Origin of the sequence: Variovorax sp. GrIS 2.14 (assembly GCF_046115955.1) — a bacterium.
Lineage (GTDB): Bacteria > Pseudomonadota > Gammaproteobacteria > Burkholderiales > Burkholderiaceae_C > Variovorax.
This window is the reverse complement of sequence record NZ_JBJXIA010000001.1, coordinates 476,884-496,288: the sequence shown is the minus strand read 5'-3', so window position 1 is coordinate 496,288 and position 19,405 is coordinate 476,884. Positions and strand designations below refer to the sequence as shown.

At 65.3% G+C, this 19,405-nt stretch carries 18 protein-coding genes; 15 read left to right on the top strand and 3 right to left on the bottom strand.

Annotation, left to right across the window (positions count from 1 at the left end):
- Window position 1: 1 nt before the first annotated feature.
- Complete coding sequence (locus RCH10_RS02350) at window positions 2-1,006, bottom strand: LLM class flavin-dependent oxidoreductase (protein ID WP_409051111.1); 1,005 nt, start codon at window positions 1,004-1,006, stop codon at window positions 2-4.
- Window positions 1,007-1,214: 208 nt separating this feature from the next.
- Here RCH10_RS02350 and RCH10_RS02345 point away from each other — a divergent pair, with 208 nt between their 5' ends.
- Window positions 1,215-1,637, top strand: a complete 423-nt coding sequence (locus RCH10_RS02345) for a BLUF domain-containing protein (RefSeq protein ID WP_409051110.1) — start codon at window positions 1,215-1,217, stop codon at window positions 1,635-1,637.
- Window positions 1,638-1,684: 47 nt separating this feature from the next.
- Here RCH10_RS02345 and ssb read toward each other — a convergent pair whose 3' ends face one another.
- Window positions 1,685-2,218: a single-stranded DNA-binding protein gene (gene ssb, locus RCH10_RS02340; protein ID WP_409051109.1), complete on the bottom strand. Its 534-nt coding sequence runs from the start codon at window positions 2,216-2,218 to the stop codon at window positions 1,685-1,687.
- Window positions 2,219-2,334: 116 nt separating this feature from the next.
- Between ssb and RCH10_RS02335 the strand changes: the two genes are divergently transcribed.
- The 14 genes from RCH10_RS02335 (at window position 2,335) to RCH10_RS02270 (ending at window position 17,783) form a co-directional block, all read left to right on the top strand.
- Window positions 2,335-3,750, top strand: coding sequence for a chloride channel protein (locus tag RCH10_RS02335; protein WP_409051108.1), 1,416 nt, complete (start codon window positions 2,335-2,337; stop codon window positions 3,748-3,750).
- A gap of 46 nt (window positions 3,751-3,796) precedes the next feature.
- Window positions 3,797-6,865: an excinuclease ABC subunit UvrA gene (uvrA, locus tag RCH10_RS02330; protein WP_409051107.1), complete on the top strand. Its 3,069-nt coding sequence runs from the start codon at window positions 3,797-3,799 to the stop codon at window positions 6,863-6,865.
- A gap of 202 nt (window positions 6,866-7,067) precedes the next feature.
- Window positions 7,068-8,063 carry a taurine ABC transporter substrate-binding protein gene (tauA, locus tag RCH10_RS02325; protein ID WP_409051106.1) on the top strand — a complete coding sequence of 332 codons (996 nt, stop codon included), beginning with the start codon at window positions 7,068-7,070 and terminating at the stop codon, window positions 8,061-8,063.
- A 43-nt stretch (window positions 8,064-8,106) separates the two neighbouring features.
- Entirely contained in the window at window positions 8,107-8,895 is a 789-nt protein-coding gene (locus tag RCH10_RS02320) for a taurine ABC transporter ATP-binding protein (RefSeq protein WP_409051105.1), read from the top strand.
- Window positions 8,888-9,703: an ABC transporter permease subunit gene (locus RCH10_RS02315; RefSeq protein ID WP_323497859.1), complete on the top strand. Its 816-nt coding sequence runs from the start codon at window positions 8,888-8,890 to the stop codon at window positions 9,701-9,703. The genes RCH10_RS02320 and RCH10_RS02315 overlap by 8 nt, the downstream gene beginning before the upstream one ends.
- Before the next feature lie 139 nt (window positions 9,704-9,842).
- Window positions 9,843-11,420 (top strand): ABC transporter substrate-binding protein, encoded by a 1,578-nt coding sequence (locus RCH10_RS02310; RefSeq protein ID WP_409051104.1) that lies wholly within the window; start codon window positions 9,843-9,845, stop codon window positions 11,418-11,420.
- Window positions 11,421-11,433: 13 nt separating this feature from the next.
- Complete coding sequence (locus RCH10_RS02305; protein WP_409051103.1) at window positions 11,434-12,423, top strand: ABC transporter permease; 990 nt, start codon at window positions 11,434-11,436, stop codon at window positions 12,421-12,423.
- A complete protein-coding gene (locus RCH10_RS02300; RefSeq protein ID WP_323497862.1) occupies window positions 12,420-13,337 on the top strand; it encodes an ABC transporter permease in 918 nt (305 codons plus the stop codon). Before RCH10_RS02305 ends, RCH10_RS02300 begins: the two co-directional genes overlap by 4 nt.
- Window positions 13,334-14,335 carry an ABC transporter ATP-binding protein gene (locus RCH10_RS02295; RefSeq protein WP_409051102.1) on the top strand — a complete coding sequence of 334 codons (1,002 nt, stop codon included), beginning with the start codon at window positions 13,334-13,336 and terminating at the stop codon, window positions 14,333-14,335. Before RCH10_RS02300 ends, RCH10_RS02295 begins: the two co-directional genes overlap by 4 nt.
- Window positions 14,332-15,342 (top strand): ABC transporter ATP-binding protein, encoded by a 1,011-nt coding sequence (locus tag RCH10_RS02290; RefSeq protein ID WP_409051101.1) that lies wholly within the window; start codon window positions 14,332-14,334, stop codon window positions 15,340-15,342. The genes RCH10_RS02295 and RCH10_RS02290 overlap by 4 nt, the downstream gene beginning before the upstream one ends.
- Window positions 15,339-15,776 carry a nuclear transport factor 2 family protein gene (locus RCH10_RS02285; protein WP_409051100.1) on the top strand — a complete coding sequence of 146 codons (438 nt, stop codon included), beginning with the start codon at window positions 15,339-15,341 and terminating at the stop codon, window positions 15,774-15,776. The genes RCH10_RS02290 and RCH10_RS02285 overlap by 4 nt, the downstream gene beginning before the upstream one ends.
- On the top strand, window positions 15,773-16,852 hold the full coding sequence (locus tag RCH10_RS02280; protein ID WP_409051099.1) for a LacI family DNA-binding transcriptional regulator: 1,080 nt from the start codon (window positions 15,773-15,775) through the stop codon (window positions 16,850-16,852). Before RCH10_RS02285 ends, RCH10_RS02280 begins: the two co-directional genes overlap by 4 nt.
- Window positions 16,849-17,076 (top strand): hypothetical protein, encoded by a 228-nt coding sequence (locus tag RCH10_RS02275; RefSeq protein ID WP_409051098.1) that lies wholly within the window; start codon window positions 16,849-16,851, stop codon window positions 17,074-17,076. Before RCH10_RS02280 ends, RCH10_RS02275 begins: the two co-directional genes overlap by 4 nt.
- On the top strand, window positions 17,073-17,783 hold the full coding sequence (locus tag RCH10_RS02270) for an alpha/beta hydrolase (protein ID WP_409051097.1): 711 nt from the start codon (window positions 17,073-17,075) through the stop codon (window positions 17,781-17,783). Before RCH10_RS02275 ends, RCH10_RS02270 begins: the two co-directional genes overlap by 4 nt.
- Before the next feature lie 14 nt (window positions 17,784-17,797).
- Here RCH10_RS02270 and RCH10_RS02265 read toward each other — a convergent pair whose 3' ends face one another.
- Window positions 17,798-19,258 carry a PLP-dependent aminotransferase family protein gene (locus RCH10_RS02265; protein WP_409051096.1) on the bottom strand — a complete coding sequence of 487 codons (1,461 nt, stop codon included), beginning with the start codon at window positions 19,256-19,258 and terminating at the stop codon, window positions 17,798-17,800.
- Window positions 19,259-19,405: the final 147 nt, after the last annotated feature.

Sequence of the window (19,405 nt, the reverse complement as noted above, 5' to 3'; positions counted from 1 at the left end):
ATCACGCCGCGGCGGTCTCGCGCAGTCCAGCGAGCAACTCGTAGGACCGCAGTCGCGCCGAGTGGTCGAACACCTGCGACGTGATCATCAATTCGTCCGCGCCCGTGCGCGCGATGAAGGCATCGACGCCGGCGCGCACCGTCTCGCGTGAACCGACGGCCGAACACGACAACACCGAATCGAGCAGCGCGTTTTCCGATGGGCCGACACGTTGCCGATAGCCTTCGACCGGCGGCGGCAAGCGTCCCGGCCGTCCGCTGCGCAGATTGACGAACGCTTGCTGCCAAGAGCTGGCGCGGAATTCCGCTTCCGCATCGGTGTCGGCCACGAACACGTTGAAGCCGAGCATCACGTGCGGCTTTTGCAGCTGCGCCGATGGCTTGAAGGTCTCGCGATAGATGCGGATCGCCTGCATCATTTGCTGCGGCGCGAAGTGCGACGCAAAGGCATAGGGCAGGCCGAGGTGCGCCGCCAACTGGGCGCCGAAGGTGCTCGATCCCAGAATCCAGATCGGCACTTCGAGCCCCTGACCGGGCACCGCGCGCACGGCTTGCCGCGGCTCCTTCGACATGAAATCCATCAGCTCGACCACGTCTTGCGGAAACTGGTCCGAGTCCGATTCCAGATTGCGCCGCAGCGCCTGCGCGGTGCGCTGGTCGGAGCCCGGCGCGCGGCCCAGGCCAAGATCGACGCGGCCCGGATAGAGCGATTCGAGCGTGCCGAACTGCTCCGCGATCACCAACGGCGAATGGTTCGGCAACATGACGCCACCGGCGCCGATGCGGATGGTAGAGGTGCCCGCGCCGATGTACGCCAACAGCACCGCCGTCGCCGCGCTGGCGATCCCCGGCATGCCGTGGTGTTCGGCCAGCCAGTAGCGCCGGTAGCCCAGCTTTTCACCGAGTTGCGCAAGCGACAGCGAATTGCGGAACGACTGCCCGGCGTCGCTGCCTTCAGTGATGGGGGAGAGATCGAGGATCGAAAGGGGGGTGGATGTCGAAGCCATGGCTTTCATTTTGGTCCGAACCGACGATTTCCAACGGGCCCGAGAATTTTCCCCCCAGGCTTCAGGAGGTATCCGCCGAGCGGATGACCCCGGTCGAACACGGGATCGAGCCAACCGCTACTCTGCTTCGTGGCGCAAAAACTCATGATTCGAGGCTTGGCGCTGTCTTTTTCGCCCCGGTTCACACACTACAAAGACGTCAAAAATCGTGCTCATACGTTTGATCTATGTAAGCAAGGTGGTCGATCTGCAATCAACCACACTGACCGACGCGATCTTGCGCACGGCCCACGCCTGGAACACGCAGAACGGTATTACCGGCGTGCTCTGCGAGGGCCAAGGGGTGTTCCTGCAGGTGCTCGAAGGCGAGCGTGGCCTGGTAACGCGCCTGTATTCACGCATCTTTGCGGACCCGCGCCACACCGACCTGGAGCTGATCCATTGCGAAAGCATTACCAAGCGCCACTACGGTGAGTGGTCCATGGCGCATGTGAACCTGTCCGACGTGGATCCGCAGACAAAAATCATCTGGCCGGACTTCGATCCCTACTCGCCGGGCGGGGCGCTGGTCATGACGCGCATCGCCGACCTCATTACCGAAGGTCGAACGGTAGACGCACCGGCGTCCTGAGACGCAGCAACGTCAAAAAAGCAGAACTCGGCTCTAAAAGGACCGATCTAGAACGGAATATCGTCGTCCATGTCGTCGAAGCCGGACGACGACTTGGCAGGTGCTTGGCGTGGCGCCGGTGCAGGAGCGCGAGGCGCAGCCGCCGGAGCGCGCGGTGCGTAGCCGCCGCCGCCACCACCACCACCGCCGCCACCTTGCGAATAGCCGCCGTCGTCGTCGCCACCACCTTGCGGGCTGCCCATACCCTGCCGGCTACCGAGCATTTGCATCTGGTCGACACGGATCTCGGTCGCGAACTTTTCGACGCCTTCCTTGTCGGTGAACTTGCGGGTCCGAATCTGTCCTTCGACGTAGATCTGCGAGCCCTTGCGCAGGTACTGCGCGGCAATTTCAGCCAGCCTGCCGTTGAAAACGAGGCGGTGCCACTCGGTCGCCTCCTTCATCTCGCCACTGGACTTGTCTTTCCACTTGTCGGTGGTCGCGATGGTCACATTGCAGACCTGATCGCCACTGGGAAAGGTGCGGCTTTCGGGATCGCGCCCGAGATTGCCGACGAGGATGACTTTATTGACCGATGCCATGTGCACTGCCCCTGATGAAGGATTGAAGGAGGAGGAAAAGCAGAATTGTGCCCCATGCGCCTGCCGCCGGGCCGCGCAAAGTCGCGGTAACTGACGGGTGACAATTGCGGTTGTCGATGAACGCCGAGCCCAACTTTTTCCAGCACCTGCGCGCCGAGCTTTCCGGCGGCCGTCGCTGGCTTGATCGGGCCATCGTGCTCGGCTACGCGATCGCGGCGGGCCTCTCGGTCGTCGCCATCACGATCGCCAGCGACTGGGCCTTCAAAGGCTTTCATCGTTTTTTCACTGCATGGCCTTGGGCCGTTCTCGTCGTCACGCCGCTGCTGACGGCGTTCATCGTGTGGGCCACGCGTCGTTTCTTTGCCGGTGCCAGCGGGTCCGGCATCCCGCAGGTCAAGGCGGCATTGCATTCGGCATTGCCGCCAGACCGGCGCCGCATCTTCGTCTCGCTGCGGCTCAGCGCAGCCAAGCTCGCCCTCACGATGACGGGTTTTGCTGCGGGTCTGTCGCTCGGGCGCGAAGGCCCTTCGGTGCAGGTCGCAGCCGGCGTCATGCAGCACGCACGACGCTGGCTGTCGCCTCACAGCGCCATCGACACGCGCGCATTGCTCATCGCCGGTGGCGCCGCCGGTATCGCCGCCGCCTTCAACGCGCCCCTGGCCGGTGTGGTTTTCGCCATCGAAGAACTGTCGGGTCGGCTCGAATCGCGCGCCAGCGGACTGATCATGACGGCCATCGTGCTGGCCGGCCTGGTGGCCGTGTCGGCCTTTGGCAACCTGAGCTACTTCGGCGTCGTCAGGGTGCCCCGGCTGGGCTGGGATTCGCTTGGGCCCGGCCTTCTGATCGTGCTGATCAGCGGCGTGGCGGGCGGGCTCTTTTCGCGGCTGCTTATCGCTTCGCTGACCGATGTGCCGGAACGGCTCAACCTTTTGCGGGCGCGCTATCCGATTCGTTTCGCGGCGGTCGGTGGACTGGTCATCGCCGTCATCGGACTGGTCACTGGCGGCGTGACCTTCGGCGCCGGCTCGGAGGCTGTCAAACGCATGCTCGAAGGCCACGACGCGCTCACGCCGCTCTACACCTTGCTCAAGTTCATCGCCACCTGGCTCACGGCCTGGTGCGGCGTGCCGGGCGGCATCTTCGCGCCTTCGCTGTCGATCGGTGCCGGCATCGGCAGTGCCGTCGCGCAAATCGCACAGGCCGACATGGGCCCTGCGCTGATCGCCATGGGCATGGCAGCCTTCCTGGCGGCGGTCACGCAGGCGCCGCTGACGTCATTCATCATCGTCATGGAAATGGTCGACGGCCATGCGATGGTGCTGAGCCTGATGGCGGCGGCCATGCTCGCCAGCCTGGTCTCGCGAATGATCAGCCGGCCGCTGTACGACACCTTGGCCGATCACATGTTGGCGACTGCGATCGGCACGAACTTGCCGGTCGCGCCCGACGGGACGGACGACGCTGCCGAAGCACCGCTTTCCGTGCCCCCTTTGCTGGCACCGGAACCGACCGAAGCCCCGCCATCGCACTGACAGCCTGAGCGACTTATCATGCTCGGTTGCCCAAAACGGACTGCCCGTGAACTCCCCCATTGACGATGCCTACCTCGGCGCCGTGCTCGCACAACAGCGCATCAGCATTCGCGGCGCCCGCACGCACAACCTGAAAAACGTCGACCTCGACATCCCGCGCAACAAGTTGGTGGTCATCACCGGCCTGTCGGGCTCGGGCAAGTCGAGCCTGGCGTTCGACACGCTCTATGCCGAAGGCCAGCGGCGTTACGTCGAAAGCCTATCGGCGTACGCGCGTCAGTTTTTGCAGCTGATGGACAAGCCCGACGTCGATGTCATCGAAGGCCTGAGCCCCGCGATCAGCATCGAGCAGAAGGCGACCAGCCACAACCCGCGCTCCACCGTGGGCACCGTCACCGAGATCCATGACTACCTGCGCCTGCTGTACGCACGCGCCGGCACTCCCTATTGCCCCGATCACCACTTGCCGCTGCAAGCGCAGACGGTATCGCAAATGGTCGACGCGACCATCGCCCTGCCCGGCGAGCCGCGGCTGATGATCCTGGCGCCGGTCGCGCGCGAGAAAAAGGGCGAGTTCCTCGACCTGTTCGCAGAGATGCAGGCTGCCGGCTACGTGCGTTTCCGGGTCGATGGTGCAACCTACGAATACAACGACCTGCCCAAGCTCAAGAAGACCGAGAAGCACGACATCGACGTGGTGATCGACAGGCTGCGCGCGCGGCCCGACATGCAGCAGCGGCTGGCGGAGAGCTTCGAGGCCGCGCTGAGACTGGCCGACGGCCGTGCCATCGCACTCGAAATGGAAACGCCCGAGGGCGAAGACAGCGCGACGAACATCACGCCGGCGAGCAACGCCGCCGCGCCCAAAGAGCACCTCTTCAACGCCAAGTTCGCCTGCCCGGTCTGCCACTACTCGCTGGCCGAACTCGAACCGCGCCTCTTCTCTTTCAACTCACCAGTCGGCGCCTGCCCGACTTGCGACGGCCTCGGCCATCGCGAGTTCTTCGACCCGGCGCGCGTGGTCGCGTTCCCGTCGCTGTCGCTGGCGAGTGGCGCCATCAAAGGCTGGGACCGCCGCAACGGCTATTACTTCAGCATGCTGGAGAGCGTGGCCAAGCACTACAAGTTCGATATCGACGCACCCTTCGAATCGCTCGACGCCGCCGTCCAGAACGCCGTGCTGCAAGGTTCCGGCGAAGAAGAAATCAAGTTCAGCTACGCGATGGAAAGCGGCCAGCAGGCCGGCAAGAAGCTGTCGCGCAAGCATCCCTTCGAAGGCATCATCCCCAACATGGCGCGGCGCTTTCGGGAGACCGATTCGGTGCTGGTACGGGATGAACTCACGCGCTTTCGCAACATGCAGCCGTGCCCCGACTGCGGCGGCACGCGGCTGCGGCGCGAGGCGCGCAATGTGTTCCTGGTCAGCGCACCGCCGGCCGACGGCAGCGAGCCGACGCGTACGCCCATCTTCGAGATCAGCCACGTCACGCTGCGCGAATGCCTCGCGTACTTTCAGACGCTGCAACTGCGCGGCTCCAAGGCCGAGATCGCCGACAAGATCGTGCGAGAAATCGGACTGCGGCTGAAGTTTCTCAACGACGTCGGACTCAACTACCTGAGCCTCGACCGCAGTGCCGAGACGCTGTCGGGTGGCGAATCACAACGCATCCGGCTGGCATCGCAAATCGGCTCGGGCCTTACCGGCGTGATGTACGTGCTGGACGAGCCGAGCATCGGCCTGCACCAGCGCGACAACGACCGGCTCATCGGCACGCTCAAGCACCTGCGCAACATCGGCAACAGCGTGATCGTGGTCGAGCACGACGAAGACATGATCCGCGCCGCCGACCACGTGATCGACATGGGTCCGGGCGCCGGCGTGCACGGTGGCCGCGTGATGGCGCAAGGCACGTATGCGGAAGTGGCGGCCAACCCCGAGTCGCTCACGGGCCAGTACCTGTCGGGCGTCAAAGAAATCGCGGTGCCGAAACACCGCACGGCATGGCTTCCGGTGGTCGCCAAGGCGGCTTTCAACGACGGCAAGAAGTCGCGCTTTGCGCCGAGCCCGGCAGCCGAACGCCGCGCCGCGCGGGAGGCGGCGCACTTGGCTTCGCAAAGCGAGCTGCAGGAAATCCGCGTCATCGGCGCGACCGGCAACAACCTGAAGAATGTCAGCGTCGCTTTCCCGGTCGGCCTGCTCACCTGCGTGACGGGCGTGTCGGGCTCGGGCAAGTCGACGCTCGTCAACGACACGCTCTACAGCGCGGTCGCCCGCACGCTGTACCGCGCGCACGACGAGCCGGCAGCGCACGAGGCGATCGAAGGCATCGAGTACTTCGACAAGGTCATCAACGTCGACCAGTCGCCCATCGGGCGCACGCCGCGCAGCAATCCGGCCACCTACACCGGCCTCTTCACGCCGATTCGCGAACTCATGGCCGAGACCAACACCGCGCGCGAGCGCGGCTACGGCCCAGGGCGCTTCAGCTTCAACGTGGCGGGCGGGCGTTGCGAGGCCTGCCAGGGCGACGGCGTGGTCAAGGTAGAGATGCACTTTCTGCCGGACGTGTACGTGCCGTGCGAGGTCTGCCACGGCCAGCGCTACAACCGCGAAACGCTCGAGGTGCAATACAAGGGCAAGAACATCGCGCAGATTCTCGACATGACGGTCGAGGTAGCGCACGAGTTTCTGAAAGCCGTGCCGACCATTTCGCGCAAGCTGCACACGCTGCTCGACGTGGGCCTGAGCTATATCAAGCTAGGCCAGTCGGCCACCACGCTGTCTGGCGGCGAGGCGCAGCGCGTGAAGCTTGCCCTGGAGCTCAGCAAGCGCGACACCGGCCGCACGCTCTACATCCTGGACGAGCCGACCACCGGCCTGCACTTCGCCGACATCGAACTGCTGCTGAAGGTGCTGCACCAGTTGCGCGACGCCGGCAACACCATCGTGGTGATCGAGCACAACCTGGACGTCATCAAGACGGCCGACTGGTTGATCGACATGGGGCCGGAAGGCGGGGCGGGCGGTGGTGAAGTGGTGGGCGAAGGCACGCCGGAAGACATCGCTGCGAACGACGCGAGTCATACGGGGCGGTATTTGAAGCGGCTGCTTTAGCAGCAGTCCGGCGCGCCGCGCACCGCGCGAGTGCAGCCGCGCGACCCGCGCACCAACAAGACGGTGCGCTGTTTCAAGCTGGCTCCAAACACGCTTTGGTGCTGGACCTTCACGGGCCCGGCCCTTGCCTGCACAGTCCGCATCGGAGCGTCTCACGGTCGTCGTGAGCGCATTCGGATGTCGACTCACAGGAGTTTTTCTCATGAAGCTGAACCGGTTCTTTTCGCTCGTCGTTCTGTCGCTCGCCGCCAGTGGCGCCGCCCTTGCACAGACCAAGGAAGTGACCTTCGCGCACCAGGACATGCTGGTGCCGCTGCGCCTGGTCATGGAGTCGGGCGAGGTCGAGAAGGCCACGGGCTACAAGATCAACTGGCGCATGTTCGCCGGTGGTGGCGACGTGATCCGCGCCATGGCCTCCGGCGACGTGCAGATGGGCGAAGCCGGCTCCAGCCCACTGACCGCGGCGGCCAGCCAGGGGCAGGACATCAAGCTGTTCTGGATCTCCGCCGACATCGCCGATGCCGAAGCGCTGGTGGCGCGCAACGGCTCCAACATCACGAGCATGAAGGACCTGGTCGGCAAGAAGGTGGCGACGCCATTCGTCTCGACCGCGCATTACCAGCTGATGGCCGGCATGAAGATGGACGGCGTCGACGGCAAAGCGGTCAACGTGATGAATATGCGGCCACCCGAGATCGCTGCCGCATGGGAACGCGGCGACATCGACGCGACCTTCATCTGGGACCCGGTGCTGTCGAAGATCAAGAGCAACGGCAAGGTCATCGCGACCTCCGGCACCATCGGCAAGAGGGGCGCACCGACCTTCGAAGGCATCATCGTCAACGCCAAGTGGGCCGAGGCCAACGAGCCGTTCATGATCGCTTTCGTCAAGGCGCTGAACCGCGCCAACGAAGAGTACAAAGCGTCCGGCAAGAACTGGACGGCAGAGTCTTCACAGACCAAGGCGATGGCCAAGTGGACCAAGGCGAACCCAGCCGATGTCGGTCCTGCCATGGCGCTCTACACCTTCCCGACGATGGCCGACCAGGTCTCGGCGACATGGCTCGGCGGTGGCGCTGCCAAGGCCATGGCCGGCACCGCCGCATTCCTGAAAGAGCAAGGCCGCGTGCAGGAAGTGAAGCCCGACTACGGCGCATTCGTGACCACTGCGTACGTGCAGAAGGCGATGGCCAAGTAACGCGTCGCCACACCAGGTCGCCACATCACCGAAAGAGCACGCGATGCCCACGCTCGACATCCGCGACCTCGAGGTCCACTACGCCATCAAGGGCGGCTCGTTGCAGGCGCTGGCGCCCGTCAACCTGACGATGCACGACGGCGACTTCGTCGTCGCGCTGGGTGCATCGGGCTGCGGCAAGAGCACGCTGCTCAACTGCATCGCGGGCTTCTTGCCGCCATCGAGCGGCGAGATTTTGCTCGACGATAAACCCATCGTCAGCCCCGGCGCAGACCGCGGCGTGGTGTTCCAGAAGCATGCGCTGATGCCCTGGCTCAACGTGCGCGACAACGTCGCGCTGGGCCTGCGCTTCGGCGGCATGGACACGTCGAAGCGCGATGCCATCGCCGATGCCAAGCTGGCGCTGGTCGGCCTGGAAAAGTACGGCGACCGCGCGGTCTATGAACTCTCGGGCGGCATGCAGCAGCGCGTCGGCATTGCGCGTGCACTCGCGAGCGACCCGGCCTTGCTGCTGATGGACGAGCCGATGGGTGCGCTCGATGCCTTCACGCGCGAGACGGTGCAAGAGATTCTTTTGCACGCCTGGCAAGCGTCGAACAAGATGGTCTTCTTCATCACGCACTCGGTCGAAGAGGCGCTGTTTCTGGGCACGCGGCTGATCGTGATGAGCCCAAGCCCCGGCCGCATCTCGCATGTCTACAACGACGTGCCGTTTTCGCGGCAGTTCCTCGCGCACGGCGACGCGCGCAAGGTCAAGTCGGAGCCGGAGTTCATCCGCATGCGCGAAGAAGTGCTCGCCATCATTCATCACCGGGAGGCTGCACATGTCTGATCTGGTCATCGCACCGAAGACCACGCGCTTCAAGGTGCCGGGCGAAGGCAACAGCGCCGGCATCAGCGTGGTCACCGTGGTGGTGTTGATCGCGATCTGGTTCGCCATCACCAACCTTGGCTGGGTCAAGCCGCTCTTTCTGCCCACGCCGCAAGCGGTGTTCCAGCAGTTCTACGAATACCTGATGGGCACGGCCAACGACAAGCCGTTGTGGCAGCACTTCCTAGCGAGCATGTTCCGCGTGTTCGCGGCCTTCATCCTCGCGTGCGTGACGGCCATCCCGATCGGCATCGCGATGGGCATGTCGCGCGTGATGCGCGGCATCTTCGACCCGCCGCTCGAGTTCTACCGGCCGCTGCCGCCGCTGGCTTATCTGCCGCTCATCATCATCTGGTTCGGCATCGACGAAGTGCCGAAGGTCCTGCTGATCTTCCTGAGCTGCTTCGCACCGCTGGCACTGGCCGCACGCGCCGGGATGCGAAGTGCGTCGCAAGAACAGATCAACGCCGCGTACTCGATGGGCGCCAGCTACCTGCAGGTGATCCGCCACGTGATCCTGCCGTCTGCCATGCCCGACATCCTGATCGGCATGCGCATCGCCATCGGCTTCGGCTGGACCACGTTGGTCGCCGCCGAGATGGTCGCCGCCAACCTCGGGCTCGGCCAGATGGTGCTGAATGCATCGAACTTCCTGCGCACCGACATCGTGATCATGGGGATCATCGTGATCGGGGTGGTGGCTTATTTGTTCGATCTGTTGATGCGCTGGGTCGAGCGCAGGGTCGTGCCGTGGAAGGGCAGGATCTGATGGACAAAACCTTGAAAACCTGCAAAATTGGGATTGATTTCATTTTTCGGCGCAATCCCGAAATCCTGGACTTTCGCTTGGAACGCATCTTGCGTGACTGAATCGACTGGCGCTCTCAGCGCCTTTTTCTGGAGCATTTATGAAATTGATTTCATTTGTCGCGCAACGTGCGGTCTTGTTGCTCGCCGCGCTGGCTGCGTCCGCCGCCCTGGCTGCCGATCCCGCCACGCTGGTGGTCGGCATGTACCGTCCCACGCTGTCGCTCAACCAGGCGCTGAACCCCGACTACACCAGCACGGTGACCGGCTCGCAGGTGTTCGCGAGCCTGCTGCGCTTCGACGCGCAAGGCAAGCCGCAGCCCTATCTCGCCAAGTCGTGGGCTTGGTCGGCCGACCAGCGCACGCTCACGCTCAAGCTGGTCGAGAACGGCCTGTTCCACGACGGCAAGCCGATCACCTCGAAAGATGTGAAGTTCTCGATCCTGACGGTCAAGGGCCTGGCCGGCCGCGTCTCCAAATTCAATGCGATCACCGAGGTGCGCACACCCGACGCCTACACGGTGGTGGTGCAGCTCGACCGTCCGGCGCCTTCGATCGTGCTGGCGATGTCGAGCCCGTTCCTGCCGATCCTGCCGGAGCACGTCTATGGCCAGGGCAACATCCGCATGAATCCAGCCAACACCACGGGGGCCGTGGGCTCCGGCCCCTACAAACTGGCCGAGTTCAAGGCCGGCCAGTACGTGACGCTGGAGCGCTTCGACAAGTTCTTCCTCGGCCAGCCCAAGCTGGAGCGCATCGTGTTCAAGGCCGGTTCCGACCTGCAGACGCTGGTGCTCGGTCTGGAGCGGGGTGAGATCGACATGATTCCCTACATGTACGACTGGCGCCTCATCAAGCGCCTGTCGACCGACAAGCGCTTCACGATGACATCGGAGGGTTACGGCGGTATCGGTCCGCTCAACAACCTGATGTTCAACCTGCGCCACAAGCCGCTCGACGACGTGCGGGTGCGCAAGGCCATCGCCTATGCAATCGATCGACCCTTCATCGCGAAGGCATTGCTCGGCGGCGTCACGACGGTGGCCTACAGCCCGCTGGCGCCGACCACGCCGTTCTATACCGACCAGGTCGAGACCTACGCCACCGATCTCAAGAAAGCAGCCGCGCTGCTGGACGAAGCCGGCCTCAAGCCGGGCGCGGACGGCATCCGCGTCAAGCTCACCATGCACTACCCGCCGGGCAATGTGGACTATCACAAGAACGGCGCCGAATACATCCGCTCGCAGCTGCGCAAGGTGGGCATCGACGTCGACGTGCGGGCCTCCGACTTCGTCAGCTGGCTCAAAGCCACGGGCAGCGGCGATTTCGACATGACCATGGTGTCGCTGTTCAATTTCGGCGACCCGGCGTTCGGCGTCGCGCCGCAGTACTCGTCCGCCAACATCCAGCCGCTCCCGTACGCCAACAACGCGAACTATCGCAACCCGATCGTGGACGACCTGCTGGACGCCGGCTCGGTCGAGATCGATCCGCAGAAGCGCGAACGCATCTACGCGCAGTTCCAAAAGATTGCGATGGACGACGTGCCCATCCTCCCGCTGACGGTCCTGCGGTACCAGACCGTGATGCGAAAAGGTTTGGTCGATCTGCCTGCCGGTTTTTGGGGCACGGCCGCGCCGTTCAACGACACCCACTGGGCGCCCGAAGCAGCCAACTGATCGCAACCAGGACATGAACGCCATCACCTTCGTCACAGGGCGGCTGGCCAATGCGTTGGGTCTCATCTTCGCGGTGCTGGTGTTCAGCTTTTTCCTGTTGCACCTGGCGCCGGGCGATCCGGCGCTGGTGATCGCAGGCGACTCGGCCGATGCCGCCACGCTGGCGCAGGTCCGCAGCTTGTACGGGTTCGACCAGCCGCTTCTGAAGCAACTGTCGACGCACCTCTGGCGCATCGCGCACGGCGATCTCGGTCAGTCGTACTTCTTCAACGCACCCGTCGCGCAGCTGGTAACGGAGCGCATGCCAGCCACTTTGTTGCTGGTCGGTTCGGCGATCACCATCGCGGTACTGCTCGGCACCACGCTTGGCGTAGCCGCAGCTTGCCGGCCACGCGGCATCACCAACGCAGGCATCACAGTGCTATCGGTTGTCGGCTTCGCCGCGCCGGTGTTCTGGACCGGCATCGTGCTGGTGCAGCTTTTCGCATCGCATTGGCCGGTGTTCCCGGTCAACGGCATGCGCGACGTGACCCAGCGGCCTGGTGGCGCGATCGCCGGCGCGATCGACGTGCTGCATCACCTGGTGCTGCCGACCGTATCGCTGTCATTGTTCTATCTGGCGCAATACAGCCGACTGTCGCGCGCCACCATGCTTGAGGTGCTGAACGCCGACTACGTCCGCACCGCCCGGTCCAAAGGCTTGCCGGAACGCCTCGTCGTGTTCAGGCACGCTCTGCGCAACGCGATCCTGCCCGTGCTCACCGTGCTCGGATTGCAGGTCGGCCAGTTGTTCGCCGGCGCGGTGCTGGTCGAGGCCGTCTTCAACTGGCCCGGCCTCGGCACGCTGGCATTCGAAGCCATCCTGCGGCGCGACACACCCGTGCTCATGGGCATCCTCCTGTTCTCGGCCGTGATCGTGGTGCTGACCAACATGGTGATCGACGGGCTCTACCGCCTGATCGACCCGCGCATCGGATCGGGCATGCAGGGAGCAGCCGGATGAACGCCAGCACGACCCTGGCCGACGAGGCGGCTGCGCCGGCGATGCCTGCGGGCCGATCCGCGACGACCAGCCGCGGGAAGTTCCGCGAGGCCGCGCAGATTTTCTGCCGCAATATCCCCGCGCTGGTGGGACTCGTGCTGTGCGTTCTCATCGTTGCTGCGGCGATCATCGGCCCGTCGATCTACCACGTCGAGCCGTTCGAAACCGTCGCGGCCCCGCTGCTCGCACCAGGCGAAGACGGTGCACCGCTGCTCGGCACCGACTACCTCGGGCGCGACCTGCTGGCCGGCCTGATCCACGGGGCCCGCGCCACCCTGCTGGTCGGCGTACTGGCCACCCTGCTCGCCATGCTGCTGGGCGTTGTCGTGGGCGCACTGGCCGGCTACTACGGCGGCCGCGTCGACCGAATGCTGATGCGGCTGACCGAATTCTTCCAGGTGATGCCGCCGGTGCTGCTGGCGATGGTGCTGATCGTGCTGCTGCAGCCGACACTGCTGGTGCAGGCCGCAGCGATCGGCGCGGCCAGCTGGACCAGCGCGGCACGGCTCACGCGTGGCGAGTTCATGCGCATCCGCCATCTCGACTACGTGGCCGCGGCACGCACCATGGGGGCCAGCGACAGTTACCTGATCTGGCGCGTGATCTTGCCGGCGGCCATGCCGCCGCTGGTGATCTCGGCCACGCTGACCATCGGCGCCGCCATCCTGTTCGAAAGCGGCCTGAGCTTTCTCGGCCTGTCGAACCAGAACGTGATGAGCTGGGGCCTGATGATCGGCGGCAACCGACCCTACATGCTCGACGCGTGGTGGGCCACAACGATGCCCGGTGCGGCCATCTTCACTTCGGTGCTGGCGATCAGCCTGGTGGGAGACGGCCTCAACGAAGTGCTCAACCCGAGATTGCGCGAACGATGAACCCGAGCGAACCCCTGTTGTCCGTGCGGGGCCTGAACCTCGTGCTCCACACACCCAGCGGCACCAAACAAATCCTGTATGACCTCGATCTCGATGTCGCCGCCGGCGAAACGCTGTGCCTGGTCGGGGAATCCGGCAGCGGAAAGAGCATGACTGCTTTGGCGCTGCTTGGGCTCGCGCCGCGGGGCGCACGCACCACCGCACAAAGCATCCGCTTCGGCGGCGAGGAGATCGCCGGCTTCGACGGTCATCGCATGCGCGCGCTGCGCGGCCGCCGCATGGCGATGATCTTCCAGGAGCCGATGACCGCACTGAACCCGCTGCTCACCATCGGGCTGCAGATCACCGAATCACTGCGCCAGCACTGCGTGGTACCGCGCAAAGAGGAGCGCGAGCGTGCCGAGGCACTGCTGCATTCGGTCGGCATCGCGGATCCGGCGCGGCGCCTCGATGCCTACCCGCACCAGCTTTCCGGAGGCATGCGCCAGCGCGCGATGATCGCCATTGCACTCGCCGCAGAGCCACAACTGCTGATCGCCGACGAGCCGACCACCGCACTCGACGTGACCGTGCAAGCCCAGGTGCTCGACTTGCTGAAAGACCTGCAACGGCGCCTCGGCACCGCCATGATCCTGATCACGCACGACATGGGCGTAGTGGCGGACGTGGCCGACCGGGTCAACGTGATGTATGCCGGTCGCAAGGTCGAAGACGGCCCCCTGCGCGACGTGCTCTCACCGCGCGCCCACCCCTATACGCGGGCGCTGGTGTCGTGCATGCCCAGGCAACAGCAAGCCCCTGTCGCCGGACGCCGCGTGCCGTTGCCCGAGATACCGGGCGTCGTACCTTCGACCACTTCGCTGCCGCCGGGCTGCGCCTTCGCACCGCGTTGCGCCTACGCCGAGCCGGCCTGCACGCGCAGCATTCCGCCGCTCGTGCAGCTGCGGCCCGACCACGCCACCGCCTGCTTGCGGCAACTCGAAGGCGCTTTGCCATGACGACGCAGAGCGACGACACCTTGCTCGAGGTCGATGACCTCGCCGTCCACTTTGCGCTGCCGCGTGCACGGCCCTTCGCCCCGGTCGAAACAGTGCGCGCGGTCGATGGCGTGAGCTTTCGCATTCAACGCGGCCGCACCTTCGGCATCGTGGGCGAAAGCGGGTCCGGCAAGACCACCACCGCACAGGCCGTCATGGGGCTGGTTCGCAAGACCCGCGGCACCGTGGTGTTCGATGGCGCAGTGCGCGAACGCCTCTCGCCGGCCGAGCAGCGTCGGCACCGCCGCGGCTACCAGATGATCTTCCAGGACCCGTTCTCCTCGCTCAATCCGCGCCTGCGCGTGGACCAGCTGGTGCGCGAGCCGCTTGACCTGATGGGCATCGGTGTGCCGGCCGAACGAACAGAACGCGTGGCCGAAATACTGAACGCCGTGGGCCTGCGCACCGACCAGCACCAGCTCTTTCCGCACCAGTTTTCGGGTGGGCAGCGCCAGCGCATCAGCATCGCGCGCGCACTGGCCTCGAACCCCAAGCTGGTGGTGTGCGACGAACCGGTGTCGGCCCTCGACGTGGCGATCCAGGCGCAGATCCTGAACCTGCTGGCCCGGCTGCAGGACGAGTTGCAGCTGACCTACCTCTTCATCTCGCACGACCTGCATGTGGTGCGCTACCTGTGCGACGACATCGCGGTGATGTACCTCGGACGGATCGTCGAGCAGACGCGCGCAGATGCCATCTTCGACTCGCCACTGCACCCCTACACATGGTCGCTGGTGTCGGCCATCCCGGGCAACGCGCATCTGACCGGTGGCCGCGCGCCCGCGGTGCTGCGCGGCGACCCGCCAAGCCCGACGCGGTTGCCACCGGGCTGCCGCTTCGCCGGCCGCTGCCCCTTCGCCGAGCCGCTATGCCATGTGTCGGAACCGCAGTTGCGCGCCATGCCGGGCGACCGGCTGGTGGCCTGCCATCGGGTCGACGACCACGGCGTCGGGCCACAACACACATGAACCTTTTTGCCCTGGAGCCATTCCCTTTGCCGACCGAAGACCTGATTCTGAAAAAGCTGGAGGGCCTCGCTGCGGCCTTCAACCGTCACGATGTCGACGCCGTGCTGTCGTTCTTTGCCGAGAACTGTTCGATGGAACTGCCGCAGGGACCAGAGCCGTGCGGTCGGCGCTTCGAAGGCAAAGTGGCGGTGCGAAGCGGCGTCGCATCGCGCTTCGCCGGCCTGCCGGACGTGCACTACAGCAACGTGTCGCACCGCGTGATCGGCCAGCTCGGCATCTCGCGCTGGACGGTTTCCGGCACCACATCGGGCGGTGAGCGCATCGTCGCGAACGGCTGCGACTTCTATTCCTTCGACGCCGAAGCGCGCGTCACGAAGAAAGATTCGTACTGGAAAATCGTGCAGAACCAGACCCTGGAAATGAACCCGGAATGAAACAGACCGCGCCCGCGTCGGTGCCGCGAAACGCAAGCCGGCGGCCCGCTGCCGTGGCTTCGGTGCAGGAGGTCGCCCGCCGCGCGGGCGTATCGCCGGCCACGGTGTCGCGCGCATTCAACTCGCCGCACCAGTTGAACCCGGACACGCTCAAGCGGGTGACCGAGGTGGCACAGGCGCTGCGCTATCAGCCCAACGGCGTGGCGCGTTCGCTGCGCCGCAACCGCAGCATGGCCATCGGCGCGGTGATTCCGTCGTTTCGCCACGGCTACTTTGGCAGCACGGTCGAAGGCCTGCAGGCGGGTTGCCGCAAAGCCGGCTACTCGCTGCTGATCGCCACCTCGGACTACGACGAGAAGCAGGAGCTGGATGCCGTGCACGCGATGATCCGCCAGGGCGTCGACGGTCTGGTGCTGGTGGGCCTGCAACGCGACCCTGAGTTGGAGGCCTTGCTGGAGCAGGGCGGCATTCCGTACATCGTCACCTGGTCGTACAGCCCGGACGTGCCGTGCATCGGCTTCGACCATCAGAAAGCGATGGAGCGCGTCACGCGCCACCTGCTCGACCTCGGGCACGAACGCTTTGCCGTGATCATGGCTTTTTTGCGCGTGAGCGACCGCGAACGCGACCGGCTGGCCGGGATAGCGGCCGCGTTGGCCGCACGGGGCGTGCCGTTGCCGGGTGACCGCATCCTGTTTGCCGGCGGCAGCGGCCTGCAGGATGGACGCAACGCATTGCGCGCCGTGCTGCAACAGCACCCGGACACGACCGCCGTGATCTGCGCCAACGATCTGCTGGCCGCAGGCGCCATCATGGAATGTCGCTCCCGCGGCATCGCCGTCCCCGAGCGCCTGTCGATCACCGGCTACAGCGACCTGGAACTCGCCTCCGCCATGGAGCCGGGCATCACCACCATCCGCACTCCAGCCGAAAAGCTGGGCCACATGGCGGCCGAATGGCTGGCACACAAGCTGGCCGGCGAACCCGTGATGGCACGTTGCGAACTCGAAACCGAACTCATCATCCGCGGTAGCACCGGCCCTGCTGCGCGCACTACTGGAACAGGCACGTCATGAACTCCATCGACACCGAAGACTTCATCGCCAAACGTTACGAGGTGCTGGTCGAGCGCGACGTCCGTTACGGGGAGGCCATGGTCGACCACGGCACCACGCCCCGCATGCGGCCGCTGCTGCTCGACATCTACCGCCCGCAGGCGGCGCCGGTCATGGCCGGCCGGCGCTCGTGCTCGCATTTGGCGGGGCCTTCCACCGTGGCTCGCGCCAGAGCGACACGGTGATCGAGGACGGGCACGAGAACACGCCGGTGTCGGCCTATTGCCACGAGTTCGCGCGGCGCGGTTATGTCTGCTTCTCCATCGACTACCGGCTCACGCCCGAAGACCCCCACCCAGGCAGCACGCCGTTGCTGCTCAACCCGATGAACGTCAACCGCGACCGCATCGATTTCGTGCGCGGCATCATGGGACTGCCGCCGTCGACGCCGGTCATGATCGCCAACGCGATGGAAGCGGCGATCGACGACATGGGCACCGCGATCGACTGGGTGCACGCGCAGGCCGGTACGCTGGGCGTGAACCCGCAACAGATCGCCGCTGGAGGCTTCTCGGCGGGCGCGATGATGGCGCTGGCCGCCACCTATGGTCAGAAGAGTCCGGCCGCCGCCGTGGTGGCGCTTTCGGGTGCGATGGGCCTGGCCGAAATGCATCGCTATATCCGCAGCGCAGACGCACCGCCCGCGCTCCTGTTCCGTGGCGAGAACGATCTGCCGGGCATCGGCCCGATCAGCCACGAATTGCACCTGCACATGCAATCCGTCGGAGTCGATCACGAGAGCTATGTCGTCGCAGACGGCACACACTTCTATCCACGCACCGCCACGGCCATGCCCGTCATGGGCGACAGCACGTCGACGCTCGAAGACGCGATGGCGGCATTCCTGTGCACGCGCATGGTGGCACCGGATCGACGCCCTGCACTTGCCTGACGCGAACCGGCCTTTCAGTGCCGATCGCGACCGAGCGACCGCACTGCCGCCTGCAGCGCGAGGATCCCCGGCTCGATCTGCCCCACATCGATCGATGACAGCCGGAGCCTGAAGTACGGACAAGGCCGTGGCGGCTGCGCGAAGAACACATCGCCGGGTTCGATCAGCACGCCGTAGTCGCGCGCCCGCAGCGACAGTGCGCCGCCGTCGAGCCAGTCCGGCGTCTTGACCCATATCGATGCCCCACCCTGCGCCGGCGTGCAGACGAATTCAGGAAGGTGCGCAGCGAGCGCCTTGGCCGCCGCGTCCATCCGTTGCTGCAAGACATGGTTCACGCGACGCGCATGCGAGTCGTGGTGGCCGAGCGAAAGGAACAGCGCATAGGCATGTTGCAAGAAAGCGCTGGGGTGACGCACCATCGCATGCCGCAACACGCGCAGCTCGCTCACCAGCTCCTTCTGCGCGACGATGTAGCCGAGCCGCAATGCGGGCGACAGGCTCTTGGACAGTGACCCGATGTAGATCACGCGGCCGGTCTTGTCGAGGCTCTTCAGCGCCGGCGTGGGGTCGCCGACATACAGGTTCTCGGCTTCGTAGTCGTCCTCGATGACGACGAAGTCCTGCAGCGCCGCCTTGCGCAACAGCCACTGGCGGCGCTCCAGGCTCAGCGTTGCCGTGGTCGGGCTCTGGTGCGACGGCGTGACGAACACGTAGTCGAGATCAGGCAACGCATCGACGACCAACCCTTGTTCGTCGACCGGAATGCCGATGAGCTGCGAGGTGCGCAAAGAGAAGGTGTTGCGCGCATGCGGGTAGCCGGGCTCTTCGAAGCCGACGCGGGTGCGCTGGTCGAACAGCGCTTCGGCGATCAAATAGAAGGCGTGCTGCGCGCCGACTGTCACCAAAATTTCTTCAGGCCGCGCGAACACGCCGCGCTTGGGCAACAGCCGCGTGCGGATCTGCTCGACCAGGTCGGGCATGTCGTCGGTCTCGAAGTCGGGCGTCCAGTTGGGCAACTGCGAGCGCGCCAGGCTGCGCACGCAACACTCGCGGAAGTCTTCTGTGGGAAACAGCTGCGCATCGTGCGTGCCGTAGACGAAGGGGTAAGCGAAATCCCGCCATTGCGCCGGCTTCGACAGCGTGGGCATGTCGCGCAACGAGCGCAGCACGCGCTGCGACCACGCGGGTGGCGGGCCGGCCGATGCACCGCTCGCGCTGAAGGGGTCGACGATGCGGTCGGTGGTGGCACCGATCGACACCGGCCGCGCGCCGGCCTTCACGAAAACGCCGGAGCGCGGCCGCGATTCAAGATAGCCCTCGTCCACCAGCTGCTGGTACACGGCGGTCACCGTGTTGCGACTCAGGCGGAGTGCCAGCGCCAGGTCACGCGAAGAGGGCAGCGCTGCGCCTTCGGCCAGGCTCCCGTCGAGGATCACCTGCACCACGCGCAAGCGAAGCCGGGACTGCAACGGCAAGCCTGCATGACCGTCGAGCGCGAACAGCTACGCCCACAGCGGGGCTGTCGACGGGGGCTTGATGGGAGTCATCGCACGCTCCTCGATGGTGCATGCGCGTCGGGTCTGGCTTTCACGATTGCGAGGGCCTGGCTCTATGGGGTGGCG

Coding starts and splice junctions, on each gene's coding strand:
- RCH10_RS02335 (WP_409051108.1), top strand. CDS start 2,335: ATGAACGCCGAGCCCAACTTTTTCCAGCACCTGCGCGCCGAGCTTTCC.
- RCH10_RS02295 (WP_409051102.1), top strand. CDS start 13,334: ATGAACCCGAGCGAACCCCTGTTGTCCGTGCGGGGCCTGAACCTCGTG.
- RCH10_RS02300 (WP_323497862.1), top strand. CDS start 12,420: ATGAACGCCAGCACGACCCTGGCCGACGAGGCGGCTGCGCCGGCGATG.
- RCH10_RS02305 (WP_409051103.1), top strand. CDS start 11,434: ATGAACGCCATCACCTTCGTCACAGGGCGGCTGGCCAATGCGTTGGGT.
- ssb (WP_409051109.1), bottom strand. CDS start 2,218: ATGGCATCGGTCAATAAAGTCATCCTCGTCGGCAATCTCGGGCGCGAT.
- RCH10_RS02320 (WP_409051105.1), top strand. CDS start 8,107: ATGCCCACGCTCGACATCCGCGACCTCGAGGTCCACTACGCCATCAAG.
- RCH10_RS02285 (WP_409051100.1), top strand. CDS start 15,339: ATGAACCTTTTTGCCCTGGAGCCATTCCCTTTGCCGACCGAAGACCTG.
- RCH10_RS02310 (WP_409051104.1), top strand. CDS start 9,843: ATGAAATTGATTTCATTTGTCGCGCAACGTGCGGTCTTGTTGCTCGCC.
- RCH10_RS02350 (WP_409051111.1), bottom strand. CDS start 1,006: ATGGCTTCGACATCCACCCCCCTTTCGATCCTCGATCTCTCCCCCATC.
- RCH10_RS02275 (WP_409051098.1), top strand. CDS start 16,849: ATGAACTCCATCGACACCGAAGACTTCATCGCCAAACGTTACGAGGTG.
- tauA (WP_409051106.1), top strand. CDS start 7,068: ATGAAGCTGAACCGGTTCTTTTCGCTCGTCGTTCTGTCGCTCGCCGCC.
- RCH10_RS02290 (WP_409051101.1), top strand. CDS start 14,332: ATGACGACGCAGAGCGACGACACCTTGCTCGAGGTCGATGACCTCGCC.
- RCH10_RS02280 (WP_409051099.1), top strand. CDS start 15,773: ATGAAACAGACCGCGCCCGCGTCGGTGCCGCGAAACGCAAGCCGGCGG.
- RCH10_RS02315 (WP_323497859.1), top strand. CDS start 8,888: ATGTCTGATCTGGTCATCGCACCGAAGACCACGCGCTTCAAGGTGCCG.